The 16,153-nt window shown below is 38.5% G+C and carries 16 protein-coding genes; 6 read left to right on the top strand and 10 right to left on the bottom strand.

Features of this window, described 5'->3' with window-relative positions; genetic code table 11:
* Nucleotides 1-188 precede the first annotated feature (188 nt).
* From BI291_RS01150 to BI291_RS01165, 4 genes are all read right to left on the bottom strand, one after another.
* On the bottom strand, nt 189-599 hold the full coding sequence (locus tag BI291_RS01150) for a hypothetical protein (RefSeq protein WP_007991288.1): 411 nt from the start codon (nt 597-599) through the stop codon (nt 189-191).
* A gap of 197 nt (nt 600-796) precedes the next feature.
* Nucleotides 797-1,477, bottom strand: a complete 681-nt coding sequence (locus BI291_RS01155; protein ID WP_074495612.1) for a hypothetical protein — start codon at nt 1,475-1,477, stop codon at nt 797-799.
* A gap of 441 nt (nt 1,478-1,918) precedes the next feature.
* Complete coding sequence (locus BI291_RS01160; protein ID WP_074495614.1) at nt 1,919-2,557, bottom strand: GNAT family N-acetyltransferase; 639 nt, start codon at nt 2,555-2,557, stop codon at nt 1,919-1,921.
* Nucleotides 2,558-2,634: 77 nt separating this feature from the next.
* The gene (locus tag BI291_RS01165; RefSeq protein ID WP_074495615.1) at nt 2,635-3,723 is read right to left on the bottom strand and encodes a ketoacyl-ACP synthase III; all 1,089 of its coding nucleotides are present in this window, start codon (nt 3,721-3,723) and stop codon (nt 2,635-2,637) included.
* Between the two features lie 164 nt (nt 3,724-3,887).
* On the opposite strand from BI291_RS01165, the gene BI291_RS01170 reads away from it, so the two are divergent.
* From BI291_RS01170 to BI291_RS01180, 3 genes are all read left to right on the top strand, one after another.
* Nucleotides 3,888-4,103: a dodecin gene (locus tag BI291_RS01170; protein WP_074495616.1), complete on the top strand. Its 216-nt coding sequence runs from the start codon at nt 3,888-3,890 to the stop codon at nt 4,101-4,103.
* Nucleotides 4,104-4,316: 213 nt separating this feature from the next.
* Nucleotides 4,317-6,185, top strand: a complete 1,869-nt coding sequence (locus BI291_RS01175) for a GNAT family N-acetyltransferase (protein ID WP_074495617.1) — start codon at nt 4,317-4,319, stop codon at nt 6,183-6,185.
* Nucleotides 6,182-7,105, top strand: coding sequence for a histone deacetylase family protein (locus BI291_RS01180; protein ID WP_074495618.1), 924 nt, complete (start codon nt 6,182-6,184; stop codon nt 7,103-7,105). Before BI291_RS01175 ends, BI291_RS01180 begins: the two co-directional genes overlap by 4 nt.
* A gap of 43 nt (nt 7,106-7,148) precedes the next feature.
* On the opposite strand, the gene raiA is transcribed toward BI291_RS01180, so the two are convergent.
* From raiA to BI291_RS01200, 4 genes are all read right to left on the bottom strand, one after another.
* On the bottom strand, nt 7,149-7,484 hold the full coding sequence (raiA, locus tag BI291_RS01185) for a ribosome-associated translation inhibitor RaiA (protein ID WP_074495619.1): 336 nt from the start codon (nt 7,482-7,484) through the stop codon (nt 7,149-7,151).
* Nucleotides 7,485-7,603: 119 nt separating this feature from the next.
* A complete protein-coding gene (locus BI291_RS18195) occupies nt 7,604-7,777 on the bottom strand; it encodes a DUF3545 family protein (protein WP_139302526.1) in 174 nt (57 codons plus the stop codon).
* Nucleotides 7,778-8,051: 274 nt separating this feature from the next.
* Nucleotides 8,052-8,888 (bottom strand): HDOD domain-containing protein, encoded by an 837-nt coding sequence (locus BI291_RS01195; protein WP_074495620.1) that lies wholly within the window; start codon nt 8,886-8,888, stop codon nt 8,052-8,054.
* A 31-nt stretch (nt 8,889-8,919) separates the two neighbouring features.
* Nucleotides 8,920-9,867, bottom strand: a complete 948-nt coding sequence (locus tag BI291_RS01200; RefSeq protein ID WP_074495622.1) for a DUF808 domain-containing protein — start codon at nt 9,865-9,867, stop codon at nt 8,920-8,922.
* A 259-nt stretch (nt 9,868-10,126) separates the two neighbouring features.
* Here BI291_RS01200 and BI291_RS01205 point away from each other — a divergent pair, with 259 nt between their 5' ends.
* Both BI291_RS01205 and BI291_RS01210 read left to right on the top strand, forming a co-directional pair.
* Complete coding sequence (locus BI291_RS01205; protein ID WP_074495624.1) at nt 10,127-12,688, top strand: ExeM/NucH family extracellular endonuclease; 2,562 nt, start codon at nt 10,127-10,129, stop codon at nt 12,686-12,688.
* A 20-nt stretch (nt 12,689-12,708) separates the two neighbouring features.
* Nucleotides 12,709-13,233 carry a hypothetical protein gene (locus BI291_RS01210; protein WP_074495626.1) on the top strand — a complete coding sequence of 175 codons (525 nt, stop codon included), beginning with the start codon at nt 12,709-12,711 and terminating at the stop codon, nt 13,231-13,233.
* A gap of 89 nt (nt 13,234-13,322) precedes the next feature.
* Here BI291_RS01210 and yeiP read toward each other — a convergent pair whose 3' ends face one another.
* Complete coding sequence (gene yeiP, locus BI291_RS01215; RefSeq protein WP_074495628.1) at nt 13,323-13,895, bottom strand: elongation factor P-like protein YeiP; 573 nt, start codon at nt 13,893-13,895, stop codon at nt 13,323-13,325.
* 31 nt (nt 13,896-13,926) lie between these two features.
* The gene (locus tag BI291_RS01220; protein ID WP_074495629.1) at nt 13,927-14,859 is read right to left on the bottom strand and encodes a M14 family metallocarboxypeptidase; all 933 of its coding nucleotides are present in this window, start codon (nt 14,857-14,859) and stop codon (nt 13,927-13,929) included.
* Between the two features lie 205 nt (nt 14,860-15,064).
* Here BI291_RS01220 and BI291_RS01225 point away from each other — a divergent pair, with 205 nt between their 5' ends.
* Entirely contained in the window at nt 15,065-16,150 is a 1,086-nt protein-coding gene (locus BI291_RS01225; protein ID WP_074495630.1) for a c-type cytochrome, read from the top strand.
* The last annotated feature ends 3 nt before the right edge of the window (nt 16,151-16,153 follow it).

Consider the following 16,153-nt stretch of genomic DNA (forward strand, 5'->3'; position numbering starts at 1 on the left):
TAACTCACTCAACTTGATAAGAGAGAGATTATGGCTCGAAAAAAAGCAGAGATCTTTATGGTTTAACTTGACGTGGAGAGTCATACCAACGCCACCTTAAGCGGCAAAAAATTGTTTGCTAAAATGTTGAACGAAGTGAAAACAGCAAACTGTTTTTTGTCCGTTTGAAGGTCTTGTTATATGCCGTATTATGCTAAGATATCAACCTTCCCATTTAACTGTTTACCGTCAAGATCTTTAAATTTACTTAAAACACCTGATAAAAAGTCAGTATTCTCACCAATGCTTTTTTTAAAATCTATAGATTTTTCAACTTGCCCAATTAAGTCTACTTTGATTTTACCTATTTTTTCGGGATCATTATTATATTGTTCAAGTACATTTAATGGTATAAATGGCACTACATCAAGTAAAGCACTTTCCCCTGATTTAATTAATGTATTAATTTCATCAATTGATATGTTTCTCATATCAATCTTTGTAGGTTGTGAATTATTTTGGTTTATGTTTTTTTCTACAGCAATAGATTCAGTCGGCATTTTATTGCCGCTAGCTGCTGTCGTAATGGAATAGTTTTGCCCTACATTTAAAATATTCATATTAATTCCTCATGTATTAATAGATATTTGATATTAATGCAAAAGGTGCACCATGTTAGATATTATACTAATGACTATTTTAGGCATATAACGCCGCGTTAAACGGCTAAGTAATGCTTGCTAAAATGTGTAGCGAAGCGAAACCGAGCAAGCATTACGGTGTCCGACTTTTTAAACGCCTTGTTATAGCGCATCGCTTAATTGCAACTCTTAAAATCTAATATTTCATTACACAAGGCGAAAAACTTGGGAATAAGGTGATTGTGGCATTCTTCAATAAACTCCAAAACATTTTGGTTTTCTATTCGTTTAAGTACAAAATTAATATCACAGTTAGCTGTTCTAACTGGCACCTTAATATCAAAACTTTCAAACTCCAAGTAGTCGAGTCTATTTGCAACACGAATCAGATGCTTGTGTTTAATCGTGTTTGCGTAGCCTTTCACTTTATGAAAGTTTTCATCAAGCATGAAGTCAATAAGAGTGTTAAAAAACCTGTATTTTTCATATTTACATAAAAATTCACTATGCCATTTAATACGAGTGTTATTTGGATTATCAAAAACAGGAATAAACAGATTTAACAAATATGGAAATGAGTCTAGTAATGAGTGCAAGCTACTTAGAAATGCCGAAATATTTGCTTCATAAACAAAACGAAGTTGCACATTTTCACCTTCACGTCTGATCTGTAAAAGTCGATCGTCGTGCAAATCATCCTTCGATGTTGAGTTTACTAATGTAAAATAATGATATTCGCAATATTTCAACCATCGATTGATAGATTGAGAGCTAATTTCAATTTGTTGTAGATTTTGTTCTTGCTTCTGTTTAGTTAACTCAACAAAGCTTTCTAGATTTAATTTACTACAATTCAATGAGGCTTCCTTGCGCTATAACAGCTTATTCATAAGAACCATTCTCGCAAGTAACGCTACGAACAGCCCTTTTATTCATAAAAACGAAAATTTAAATTATCACTTCTTCCCAACTATATCAACGAGATAGTATTTCCTATTCTCGTTTTCCCCGTTAGATACGAGAATGGTTCTCGATTTTTTGTTAAAAACAAGAATAAAGGGTTATTGTATATAAAAACAGCATCTTGAATTAATTACTACAACTTTTATTTAAAGCGAATGATATAGCTAAATCGGTGTTAAATCGTTAATCAATACGCCAAGGAAGGAAATAAGTACCCTATTAAAGAGTTGAAGTGATTGTATAAACAAAGCGCTTTGAGTTATAAAATGGCTGACAACAAATACAAATAATGCATACCTGTCATCAACCCTTTAATATTTATGGACTATGTAAAGTTATTTACGGTAATGCACCATCAGCGAACCGCTAACATTACCTACGGCAACCTCTTTGATAAACTCGTAATCTACATCGTTGAAAAATACTTTATATTTCTCATTTGTCGCATAAACAGCCACACCTTCACTTTCTGGATAATCTTCTAACAGCGTATTAACCGCAGCCATTAAATAATGACCAAAACCATGGTGTTGATGTAATGGGTGAATAGCAATAAATGACAATACATGAAAATTTGTCATGGGTACTGCAGCCATAACGGTTTCTTCTTTTTCAATCATTTGCTTTGTGCTGAAATAACCTGCGCCTAACAGCATTTTTAGTCGCCAGTGCCAAAACCTTTCGGCTGTAACACCATCTTGTCGACTATTTAAACAAGCAACACCTACCAAGGTTTCACCTAAATAAAGGCCAACAATAGGTTGTTTAGCTTGCCAAAAAGCATTTAACTCTTCGCGAATTGAAGAACGTAGCCGTTGTTCATAATCACTTTTTTCAGCATTGAATATTTCTAAAAATACCGGATCATCATGATAAGACTGATACAACAAAGAGACTGCTAATTTCAGTTCTTCAGCAGTTAAATATGCTGCTCTGATATCGTCTTTTGTTGCGTTAGTGACTACTTGGGACATTTACGAACCTCTTATTGTTGTTTTTCTAAACAATAGCAGTAAATTAAAAGATAAATCAAATATGCAAATTTTCTACATTACGTTTTGTTGGTAATTCCACTCGCTTTTGCACGCATAAGGTTTTGTACTAATTCCAGGCCACTTAGTGTTGTTGCAGGAAGTGTTACCGCTGACTTTCCTTTAGATTTAGGGGCTTTTGAAAAGTACAGCACATGAGCACTCCAGGTTAACCCACCACCAAATGCAGGTAAAAGCACATGGCTATTGTCAGTAACTAAGCCTTCTTCTAGGGCTTCAACAAAGGCAACCAATACCGTTGCCGCAGACATATTGCCGTATTTTTCAATATTAACGAAAACTTTTTCTGTTGGCAGTGCAAGCTTTTTGGCTAATGCGTCAATAATACGCAAATTTGCTTGGTGAGGCACAACTAGTGACATGTCTTGTGCAGTTAAATTAAGTTTATTTAAGGTTGCTTCACAACCATGTGCCATACCCGCAACCGCTTTTTTAAAGATTTCTTGGCCGATAAAATTCCAATGTGCATCACCAAGTTGCCGTGCTTTGTTTGCATACTTCATGCCCCAACCTTGCACAGCTAGTATATCTCGAGATTCACCAAAACAGCCTAATGACTCAGCCAATACGCCTGATTTTTCTTCTGTAGCCTCTAAATAGAGCGCAGCGGCCCCGTCACCAAAAAGTACAGCGACATCACGATTATCCCACTCCATAATTGGTGAAATTACTTCAGCACCAATCACTAGCGCAGATCGAACCACACCGCTTTTTATCATTGCAGTTGCTGTGGTTAAACTATACATGCCGCTCGTACAAGCGGTGTTAACATCCATACATGCTGCACGTTCAGCACCTAATAAACGCTGTACATTAGAAGCAGCATTTGGACATAACTCATCAAATGTAGTACTTCCAAATACAATTAAATCAACATCATCAGCGGTTTTTCCTGCTGACGCTAATGCTTGTTCACAAGCTACATAAGCAAGTTCACTTACCGTTACATGTGAAATTCTCCGCTCTTTCATCCCTGTACGCGTTGTAATCCACTGATCATTTGTATCTAAAAAAGTAGCTAAGTCGTCGTTGGTAAGTGTGGCAGGCGGTAGGCATTTTCCCCAACCCTTAATTGCAGCATATGTCATAATTCACCCAATACATTCTAAAATGGTTAACTGTTCGTACCAGTTATTAACATCATCCTATAGCGTGATACATCGCAAGTCTACGAGAAATTACTCACGACAAACAAAACCTCTGTTTCTTGTACTATATTAACCATAAACCATCTGAAACTTAGGAGAGTATTATGTCAAATCATCACACGTATAAAAAACTAGAACTTGTGGGATCATCTACAACAAGTATAGAAGACGCCATTCATAACGCGATTACGGAATGCAGCCAATCAGTTAACCATATGGATTGGTTTGAGGTTGTTGAAACACGCGGCCATATTGTTGATGGAAAAGTTGGTCACTTTCAAGTCACCTTAAAAATAGGCTTTAGAATTGAAAACAGTTAACCAATAGCTTTACTTTCGTTAATGGTTAAAAGTCTAAAAAAACAATAAAAATTATTGTTCAACATCAAAGTATTAGCCACAATATTGTTTTAATATAAACAAGTAAGCACTACACTAATGAAACCTAGTTGGATAATGTTGTGGCTATCTTCAATAAGTTAACATCTCTCAAACTAGGTTTCGACCAATCAATAACCAATAAGACGCACTATCATGCAGTTAACGAACAAAGCTGGCACTCCTGTTCAATGGCAAGATTACTTAAAATCTGGCCATCGTATTTTCATAGGCTCTAACGCCGCTGTTCCAAACGCGTTAATTGATAATTTAATTGAAAATAGCGCGCAACTTCACGATATAGAAACAGTCCATATTCTCACCTTTTCAGACAATGTTTGGGCCAAACCTGAACATAAAGATTTATTTAAAGTCAACACACTGTTTATCGGCGGAAAGAATGTAAGAGAAGCAGTAGCCGAAGGAAGAGCAGATTATACACCTTGCTTTATTTCAGAAATACCCACGCTATTTAAGCAAAATATTTTACCGTTAGACGCAGCATTAGTGATGGTTAGTCCACCAGACGAATACGGCTACTGCTCGTTAGGTGTTAGCGTTGATGTAGTCGCGTCAGCGGTGAAATCCGCAAAAGTTGTTATTGCGCAAGTGAACCCACATATGCCTTGCACCAACGGCCATAGCTTTATTCACGTCAATCAAATTCACGCTTGGTTGACAGCAGAGCAGCGTTTACCAGAAATACCTGATCAACAAATTGATCCGGTGAGTGAACGTATTGGCCAATATGCCGCAATGCTCGTAGAAAATGGTGCAACCATACAAATAGGAATAGGTAAAATTCCAAGCGCAGTGTTGAAATATTTAATGAATCATAAAGACTTAGGCGTTCACAGTGAAATGATTTCTGACGGTATTATTGATCTGATGAAAAGTGGCGTGATCAATAACCGCCGAAAAACGTTTCATAAAGGTAAAACCGTTACTACCTTCTGTATAGGTACACAGCGATTATACGATTTTGTAGATAAAAATCAGCATGTTGAATTTTACCCATCTGAGCATGTCAACTCGCCAGTAAATATTGCAAAGAACGACAACATGGTATCAATTAATAGTGCCATTGAAGTTGATCTTACCGGACAAGTTGTCTCAGACTCTATTGGACACCAATTTTATAGCGGTATAGGTGGGCAAGTAGACTTTGTTCGTGGTGCATGGCTGAGTAAAGGCGGTAAACCGGTTATTGTGCTACCTTCTACCACTAAAGATGGCTGTATTTCTCGTATCGTGCCACATATTACCGAAGGCGGTGGTGTTGTGACTTCTAGAGGCCATGTTGGCTATGTGGTCACTGAGTTTGGTATCGCCAATTTAATCGGTAAAAGTATTCGCGAACGTGCTTTAGAACTAATTCGTATCGCGCATCCTAAGTTTAGAGATGATTTACTCCAACAGGTTCGCAAACATTATTGGGTGCCCACCTACCAAGATAATACCCCCACTTCTGTACCTGAACTTGGCGCTGTTGAATTGAAAAAATTCACCCTTGGCGGTGAACGCTTTATACTTCGCCCGTTAAGCCCTGCAGATGAACGACGCTTACAAGAGTTTTTTTACTCGCATACCAAAGAAACGTTAATGATGCGCTATAACCACCATTTAACACAAATGACACGTGAAAACTCCTGTCAACTGGTCAGTGTTGATCAACATAAAGATTTAGCATTGTGCTTTACACAACGCGACCACTTAGGTGAAATTATTCAAGCCGTTGGACGATACTATTTTATTGAGGCATCGAATTCGGCTGAAGTAGCTTTTGTTATTCGTGAAACCCAACGTAGTAAAGGCATGGCAACCACCTTGTTATTGCAAATGATCAAAATTGCAAAGAAACGGAAGTTATCTTCATTAATTGCCTGCGTGAGAAGAGACAATGCTGCCATGCTTAAAGTGTTCGAAAATGCAGGTTTTGTCAGAGGTTACTCAGAAGATTTCGACGAAATTTCATTATGCTTAACCCTAGAAGAAACAATCACGAATGCAAAGGAAATCGAATGACCGTAGGAATTATAGGCCACCATCGCTGTAATGGTCATATGATGGGAGAGCATCATCCTGAATCTCCTGCGCGTATTGGCGCTATTCAAGACCAGTTAATCAGAAGTGGGCTTGAATATGTGATCAAACAATTTGACGCTTCGCCCATTGATAAATCACTATTATTGCTTGCCCATGACAAACAATACATCGACTATATTTACAGCAATGCCCCAAGCGAAGGACTTTTTCGTCTCGATGATGATACCGCGATGAATGCTGAAACATTAACGGCTGCGCGATATTCCGCTGGGGCGGTAAAAGATGCCGTTGATTTAGTGATGAGCGAGGCCTTGTCTTCGGCATTTTGTCTTACCCGCCCTCCTGGCCATCATGCTGAGCGTGACAAAGCCATGGGCTTTTGTCTTTTCAATAATATCGCCATAGCGGCGGAGTATGTGAAGCAGCAATATGGTGTTTCGCGTGTTGCTATTGTAGATTTTGATGTTCATCACGGTAACGGCACTGAAAATATTGTAAAAGATAAAACAGGGATATTATTTTGCTCGAGTTATCAGTACCCTTTTTACCCGTTTGAAATGCAAGCAAGCGACAGTCCGCCCATTATTAACACCCCCCTCAAAGCAACCACAAAAGGGCCTGAATTTAGGCAAGCCATCAAAGATAAATGGTTAACGCATTTACATGAATTTAAACCAGAATTTATTTTTATTTCTGCAGGGTTTGATGCGCATATTGAAGATGAAATGTCACAAATAAGCTTAACGGAAGATGATTATCGCTGGGTGACTGACGAGATAAAAAATATTGCTGACCAATACGCTCAAGGCCGTATTGTTTCTGCCCTTGAAGGTGGCTACGCGCTAAACGCTTTAGGTAGGTGTGCTGTTGCCCATATTAATGGCTTAATTGGAAATTAACCCGCTTAAACGTAAAATGCCGCATTAAATGCGGCATTTTAAATTAACTTGGTTGAAACATATCCGATTGAGGTACTCGATACTTCTTATGTTGTTTCTTCTGCAATGTTCCCTTTCTGTGCTTCAATACTGCTTCAAGCTTTTTAGCTGCTTCTGCAATAGCTTTGTACAATTCTTTACTGGCAGCGCGAACTGATATTTTCTGCCCTTCATACTGGGTGATCACTTCGATTTGTTGTTGATTCGGTTCAACTTTCACTACCGATTCAATCGCCATAATATCTGGGAAGTGATTCGCGACTTTAGTTAATTTATTCTCAATTGCTTGTTTGATTGCTTGGGTAATTTTTACATGATGACCTGAAATTGTTATTTTCATTTTACACCCTCTTCATTGAAAAATAGAAACAGAGATTACGTTCTCTATTTATATACCTCTGGGCAATAAAATAAAAAACAACAGTAAAATGCAAAAATAATTTTTAAGCGCACATATGATTAAAGTTCATAGCTATCATATTGTGCTAATTCCTTACGTAACCTGCGAACTTCTTTAATATTTTCAATTTCTCGCCATTTACGTTTGCGGGTTTTTACTTTTGCTTTCACCTCATGAACGTCTAATTCGTCGAATTCAACATAGTCAAAATTTCTATAATCTGATGTATTCATTTTGTTTATCCACATTGTAATAACTGGCTTCAATGTAAACAGGTTTTATGATCATTTTTTGAAAGAAACGTGACAGTTACATGACGATAAAACTTAGGATATGTTGATCTTTCGTGTTTATTTTTGCAGCAGTTTATGGGTATTTAGACAAGGCATTGCGTTTAATGTGTGGTTATTCCACATGAAAAAGCAAAAACGACGTATAAATGACAAAAAACGCTGCCCTTTGGGTTCATTCAACTACATTTACTCTCGAAAGATCAACAGACCTTAATTAAATGTGACCTAACACCGATAAAATTTCCACACCTTGTTGATTACAATATTGTAATCCAGAATCGACATCTTGGGCCGTCAAACCAAGTTCCTGCAAAAGATGATTTCCTAAAAATGTTTTCTTTGCATACATGCCAGGATGCGAATTAATTAACGCTAAACGTGTGGTAATAAACAACAAACTTGCTTCATTAGATAATTCATTCTGATAAGCATCAGCATACTGTGCGATAGGCTCAACGATAACTGACGGTAACTGCCACGAGGTTAACAACGCGGCACTTAATTGTGAATACGTAAAGCCCAATACATCTTTTTGTCGCTCCCAAGGCGTTTCTCCTTGGTGGTAACCTTCGCTGTATTTAACTTGCTTTGGCGCTAAATGTACTAATACTAATGCGCCTATATTATGAAATAGCCCTGATAGAAATAAACTTTTTTCGCTAGGCATTTTAAGTTGTTTAGCAAAAAACTGGGTTAATAACGCACAATCAACGCTGATCTCCCAAAACCTATCCATGTCTGCGATGTTGGAATCAATACCAGAAAATGCAGCCGTTACCCCATAAGCATCAACTAAGTTTTCTACTTCTTTAATCCCTAATATCATTAAGGCACGATCGATTGAAACCACTTCACGGGGAAAACCGAACATGGGGCTATTTGCTATTTTTAATAATTTTGAAGCAATGGCCGGTTCAAGAGACAATACTTGAGCAATATCGTCTAATGTTGAGCTTTCATCCGCAATCAGCCTTTTAAGCGTCATGTAAACATCTGGTAACACACATAACTCTTGTGCTTGTGCCACATATTGATCAACACTAGTTCTCATGATTTCCCCTTATAATACAAAAGAATAAACGCTAATAGTGCTTAAGTTTACTGTTGACTTTGGCAAATACTATCATTAGCACCAAAATCATTAACCCTGCAATTAAACCAACAACACCATCATGCACCACACTGATTATTGTTGCCCAACTATTACCCAATAAAGCCGCTACGTAGTGAGTGATACTGATTGAAATATCATGTAAAAACGCGATGCTATGAACAAGTATGCCGCCGCCAACTAAGAACATCGCTAATGTGCCTACCACCGATAACAATTTCATCAATAAAGGCGCAAATATTAATAACCCCCGCCCGCAAGTTCGCTGCAATTGATTGAAACCACCTGACTTAGATTTCTTCAATAAATATAATCCTAGGTCATCTAGCTTAACAATGCCTGCTACTAAACCATAAACACCAACAGTAAATGCGATAGCTAAACTACTGAGCACCGCAATTTGTGTTTCAAAGCTTGCTTCTTTGACTGACCCCAACACAATAACCACAATTTCAGCTGATAGAATAAAGTCTGTTCTAATGGCACCTTTAATTTTATCTTTTTCTAATTGCACTAAATCAACGTTATTTTGCGTTAACTTATCCAGTACTTCTTGATGATATTTTGCTTTTTCTTCTTTGCTTTGTAGAAATTTATGGGTAACTTTTTCTGCCCCCTCAAAGCACAAATACAAACCGCCCAGTACCATTAAAATAGTAATTAAAGGTGGATAAATAGCGCTAATTAGCAACGCGGCAGGTACTAAAATTAATTTATTAACAAAAGAGCCTTTCGTAACCGCCCACACCACAGGTAATTCCCGCTGTGCTTTTACACCAGAGACTTGTTGAGCATTTAACGCAAGATCATCCCCCAAAACACCAGCTGTTTTCTTAGCTGCAACCTTTGAAAGTACAGCAACATCGTCTAATACAGTGGCGATATCATCGATTAACGCGAGTAAGTTTACCCCTGGCACTTTTATTCCTATATTCAATTGATAATCGTTAACTGTATCATGAATTTAAACGTTGCAAACGTTTAGTATCGTAAACATTCAGATAAACAATGTCATGCATTCAAGTCGTTAATAACTAAACCATATCATTCATAAAAATGACATGTAGACTTCATAAAGGCTACACACATTATTAACAAATCCTTAACGTAAAACACTTACCATTTGGTCAGCTTTTATAAGCTATTCACTTTTACTTACTTGATAACGGCCAAAAAACATGAAAAAAATACCTTTATTAGTCTTATCTGCATTGCTCACCAGTACAGCATCGGCAGATATCATAATTTCAGAATACGTTGAGGGAAGTAGTTACAACAAAGCGATTGAGCTATTTAATACCAGCGCTCAAAGCGTCGATCTCTCTCAATATCAACTTGCCTTATACTTTAATGGTAAAACGACAGCAGGAAACACCATTAACTTAAGCGGCACCATAGCCGCTAATAGTACTTTCGTGATTGCACATCGTGACATTGATAGCAGTGTTGCAACCCAGTTAACAACAGGCAGTTTACTGTTTAACGGTGATGATGCTATCGTGTTAAAGAAAGCAAATACGATTATTGATTCAATAGGAAAAATCGGCCAAGACCCTGGTAGCCAATGGGGTAGCGCATTAACAAGTACAAAAGACAATACCTTAGTGCGTAAATCTTCTATCAGCAGTGGCGATACAAACCCAAATGATGACTTTAACCCCGCAGGCCAATGGATAGGCTTTGCAAAGAATACCCTTGATTCATTAGGCTCTCATCAGTTTGACGGTTCAACGGATAATGGAGACCCTGGTGACGGTGACAATGGTTCAGGTGATGGTGGTGATGGTGATGGTGGAGATTCTCCAGCAACCAGCAACTGTGGTGATACATATACTAGCATAGCAAATATTCAAGGAAGTAGTAACAGTACCCCATTATCAGGGCATACAGTGTGGACAGAAGGTATTGTCACTCATACTCTTCAGCATACTGGTTATAAAGGTTTTTTCATTCAAAGCGCTGATCTTGAAGCAGACAATAACGCCATGACTTCAGAAGGTGTATTTGTTTATCACCAAGCTGATACAGTTGCCGTCGGCGATAACATTCGTTTACACGCGAAAGTTAGTGAATATAACAATTTAACGCAACTTTCTACGGTGACTGAGCTACAGGTGTGTCAAACTGCGGTCAGTTTGCCTGCTGCACAATTAGTTACTTTACCCCTTGATGCAACCCAACGAGAAGCACTTGAAGGTATGAGGGTTACCATAAAAGATGCAGTGATCACAGATACCTATAACTATGGCCGCTATGGTCAGTTCGAAGTTGCCTCTGAACGTTTATATACACCAACGCAAGTATCTGAACCTGGCGCTTCGGCCAATCAGTTAGCAATAGAAAACGCTGAAAAATCGATTCTTGTTGATGACGGTGAAACAGCACAAAACCCTGAAATGTTGCCCGCGCCAACGCCAGAGCTAAGTGCCATTAATTCATTACGAAGTGGTGATACAATACCAACATTGACTGGTATCTTGTCATTTCACTTTACTAATTATCAAATCCTACCAACAACACCTCTTGCTACCCAAACCACCAATGCTCGCCAGCAAACGCCTACCATTACTAACGTGGGTAATTTACGAGTTGCAAGCTTTAACGTGCTTAATTACTTTAATGGCAATGGCTTAGGAGGTGGTTTTCCAACCGCTAGAGGTGCTAAAACCGAAGCGGAGTTTGTGCGTCAGCGTGATAAAATTATTGCTGCCATTGCAACCATTAACGCTGATATTATCGGTTTAATGGAAATAGAAAACGACGGATACGGCGCACAATCAGCCATTGCCGATCTTACTCAAGGGATAAACGCTTACTTTAATGATAACGTTTATCAGTTTGTTGCTCCTGCGGAAAGTCAAATGGGAAGTGATGCAATAGCCGTTGGCATACTTTATAAAGCGAATTCAGTGACACCTGTTGAGGCTGCTAAAGTATTAAATAGCCAAAACTCTGCTAAAGATGAAAATGGCCAAGTACTATTCTTATCAAACAAGAACCGCCCTGTTGTAACACAGTTATTTAAACATCAAGCGTCTGAACAAGAAATTGTGATTGCGGTTAATCATTTAAAATCGAAAGGTAGTCACTGCAACAGCCTTAACGACTATGATAACAATGATGGGCAAGGTAACTGTAACTTAACGCGTACACGAGCCGCTAAAGCACTTGGCTTGTTCTTAAATAAAGAATATGTCGAGCTGCCCACCCTCGTTATTGGCGATTTAAACGCCTATTTAAAAGAAGATCCTATTGTTGCGTTAGCAAATGCCGGCTTTGATGACTTATTTACTACCTTAAATAAAGTGGATGCCTATAGTTATATCTTTGATGGACAACTCGGCCAATTAGATCACGCGTTAGCTAATCAAGCTTTAGCACAGCATGTGGTAGATGTTGTCACTTGGCCTATAAACGCCGATGAACCTCGCGTACTTGATTACAGCATGCAATATCAAAACGCGACACATCACGCAAAATACTACGCCCCTGATGCATTCCGTTCATCAGACCACGACCCTATTATTGTCGAAATTTCGTTAACACAAGACAGTATGTTTGGAGATTTAGATCAAGATTCTGATGTAGATACCCAAGACATCACGCTGTTTTTAACATTATCAGCATCAAATGAATTAACCGATTTAGCTTACGACTTTAATAACGACAAACAACTCAACCGCCGAGATGTTCGCGGTTACATGCAACTGTGTACTCGTGCTCGATGCGCTACTGAATAATCATTAATTAAGGGAAAAACATGAAAAATTTATTTATACTACTTTGCTTGTTTGTTGCGACAAACGCGAACGCTAACCTCATCTCGTTAAACAGCGATCAAGCGAGCTACAATACAAACGACAACGTACTATTAAACATTGCCGTTGAACAAGTCGCAGCAGAAATGGCTACGCTTGAAGTTGACATAGCTTTTGATAATACCTTGTTATCATTTGAAGATTTTGTTTTTGATTCTATGATGATGTCACCACCTTCACCTGCATTTGGCCCGTTATTTACTGACGTTACGTTAAGCCAACCGGGTTTACTTTCAGTAGCCGTTTGGTGGTTTGATGCCACAGAAGTGCCCTCAACTTCCTTTAATTTAGGTATTGCAGAATTTACAGCGCTTGCTTACTTTACCGCATCGTTTGACATTGCAGCAGTTAGACAATTTGATATCAACGGTGACGAGATTGTCAGTGCGATTAATGAACCTGCAACGGGCCTTTTACTATTCCTAAGCCTCTTTGCTTTGTTCCGTAAAAAGTACCATAACGCTTAATCAAGGTTTCATCATAAAAAAGCCCTGTTAATTAACAGGGCTTTTTCATCAATTGCGTTGTATAGTAACGTTCACGTTAAAACAGAATCTTACTTATCACCACGCCCCATAAACTTTTTCTCATCGGTGTTAATTTTTACGATATCACCCGTTGAAATATGTTCAGGCACTTGAATAATTAACCCCGTTGAAAGTGTAGCGGGCTTCGTTCTTGATGTCGCAGACGCCCCTTTAATGGAAGGATCAGTTTCTAATACGGCTAACTCAACGCTTGAGGGTAAGTCGATACCTACTGGAGAACCATCCACTAAAATTACCTGAACACCTTGAGTAGATTCATTGATAAACAGTACTTCGTCGCTAATAGATGCTTTATTTAGGTTGTATGGTGTGTAATCTTCGTTATCCATAAACACATACTCTTCACCATCAATATAAGAAAACATGACAGGTCGTCGAATTAAGTCCGCATAGTTCAGCATATCTGAATCTTTAAACGTTTCATCGACTTTACCGCCTGTCACCACATCGTACATACGCATGCGATACAAACTTCCACCTGCTCTGCCCTGTGGCACTGAACGTTCAATATCTTTTATAATAAATACACCGCCATTGTGCTCAATAGCTTGGTTTTTCTTTACATCACTTGCCTTTGGCATGTTATTTCCTTAAATGTTAAACAAACTTTTATTAATCATTATAACTATTGTTAGCGAGAATATATGCCAAACCAGCATTAATCACCGTTGCTTGTGCTAAATTACAATTATCAGTATCAACCTTAGGGCTGTCTGGGTAAACTTCTGTTGTGGTTACATATTTTGCGTCACTAAAGCCCATACATAAACCAAGTGGTCTAGCGTCATAATTGATTACTCCGAACTGTTCTATCGTTTCGCCAATTAATCTATTTTCATCATCAGCGGGAGCAATATGCGTTATTTTAGCAACGGCATCTATTATCGCTTTTTGAAAAGCAGGTTGTGGTTTAGCTGTGTTAGCAACAAGGTAAAAGCCGTCAGGGATATTCCAATTATCATGTACCGTTGCATCTCTCGCGGCAAGCGCAGGTCTAAATTCTGAGTTATCGGTATCAGTGGTTTCGTGTAAATCAAAATGCGCTAGTAGCTCAACGCCTAACTCATCAATGAACGACATTAACTTTTCAGATTCTGGCGCAGGGCTTGGTTGATAAAAAGAACGGTTTGGATCAATCGCTAAAGGGTTCCAGCGATTAATCGTTTCATACCCCCACGGACTAACACAAGGCGCAATGATAAAGTTGACCTGTTCATGAAAGTTTTCGGCAAATTGTTCTGCAAACAATAAAGCACCATGCACACCACTTGTTTCGTAGCCGTGAACACCACCAGTCACCAGCACCGTTGGTTTGTTGTTAGTATAGGCTTTAGAAACTAACGCTAACAAAGGATAAGCTTCTTCGTTATAAGGTAAGGCACCGTACTGTTTAACGGTAAAATGATCGGTTAATTGGTTTATTTTACTGACCACTTCTTGTTGATAACTTCGTTTTATTTGTTGTTTTTCACGCCATTGGGCTTTTTCTGCTGGCCCCCATTTAATACCGGGCTTGCCAATGGGGTAGAGAGTTTCGTTTTGCATAGGTTAATCTGTATTATTCGTGCGTTGGCAAGATTATACCGAAAGCCATGTATTATTCATCCCTCAGTTTATGTTAATCGAAATTTTCACTATGTTTTGTTACATCTATTCTCGATTAAACGCCGAGAGTTTACGATAAATTATACTTATATTGTATTGGATAGAGCGTTACACTAAAGCTATCTCTCGAAAGGATTTCTACGTTATGTATAAGCAAATACTGTTTCTTCTCACCCTCTCTACAATGTTGAGTAAGGTTATTATTGCTCAAGAGTATGAGACCATTGAACCACCAAGAAAATTAACAGAAAAACAAGCTGAAATAGCAGAGAAAAACTATCTTCAATATTGTGCTTTATGTCACGGTAAAGACAGACAAGGCCATGTGAACGACCATGCACCTTCATTAAAAAGCGCCAGTCTATTTCAGTCTGGTGTGCCTCATGCCATTTTAAGGCCAATGTCATATGGTCGAACTGGCACTCCAATGGGCGGCTATTTAGATGAGGTTGGTGGCCCTATGACATTAGAAGAAACATGGAACTTAACCTATTGGTTATTCGAAAAATCAGGCGTTGATCGGGTTAAATTGTCAACGAACCCTGTGCAAGGTGATATTAAAAAAGGCGAACGAGTCTATCAAAAAGAATGTTCAACTTGTCATGGCATCAACGGCGAAGGTATAACAGCTCCAGCTTTAGGAAATCCTTCAGCGCTAGCACACAACACCGATGAATTCATTCGTTATGCTATTCGACATGGTAGGCAAAATACCCCAATGAAAGCTTATCAAGGGATTTTACCAGAGCAATCAATTAACGATATTACCGCTTTTTTACGCAGCAAAGCCAGTGGCTGGCAAGATAATAAGCCAGTATTAAAACAACTACCAACGCCTGCAGAATATGTGGTAAACCCTGAGGGTGAACACCCAAATTTCACGCTTAAAGATGATCAATATGTGATGGCTGAAGACCTATATAAAGCCTTAGAAAAAAAACAGAAAATGGTATTATTTGATACTCGTGTAACCTCGGTATGGCAAACGGCTCATATTAAAGGTTCCGTGCCATTACCTTATTATGCAGATCTTGATGCTATGATTGCAGACATCCCTACAGACGTTCAAATTGTTGCTTATTGTTCATGCCCGCGTGCTGCCGCTGATCATGTAGTCAATAAATTACGACATAAAGGTTTTACAAAAACAGCCGTTTTGTGGGAAGGTATTTTTGGTTGGATGCACCTTGGCTTCCCTGTCACTCGTGGTGATTTATCCACCCTTGATTAATCA

Origin of the sequence: Thalassotalea sp. PP2-459 (assembly GCF_001913705.1) — a bacterium.
GTDB lineage: Bacteria > Pseudomonadota > Gammaproteobacteria > Enterobacterales > Alteromonadaceae > Thalassotalea_C > Thalassotalea_C hakodatensis.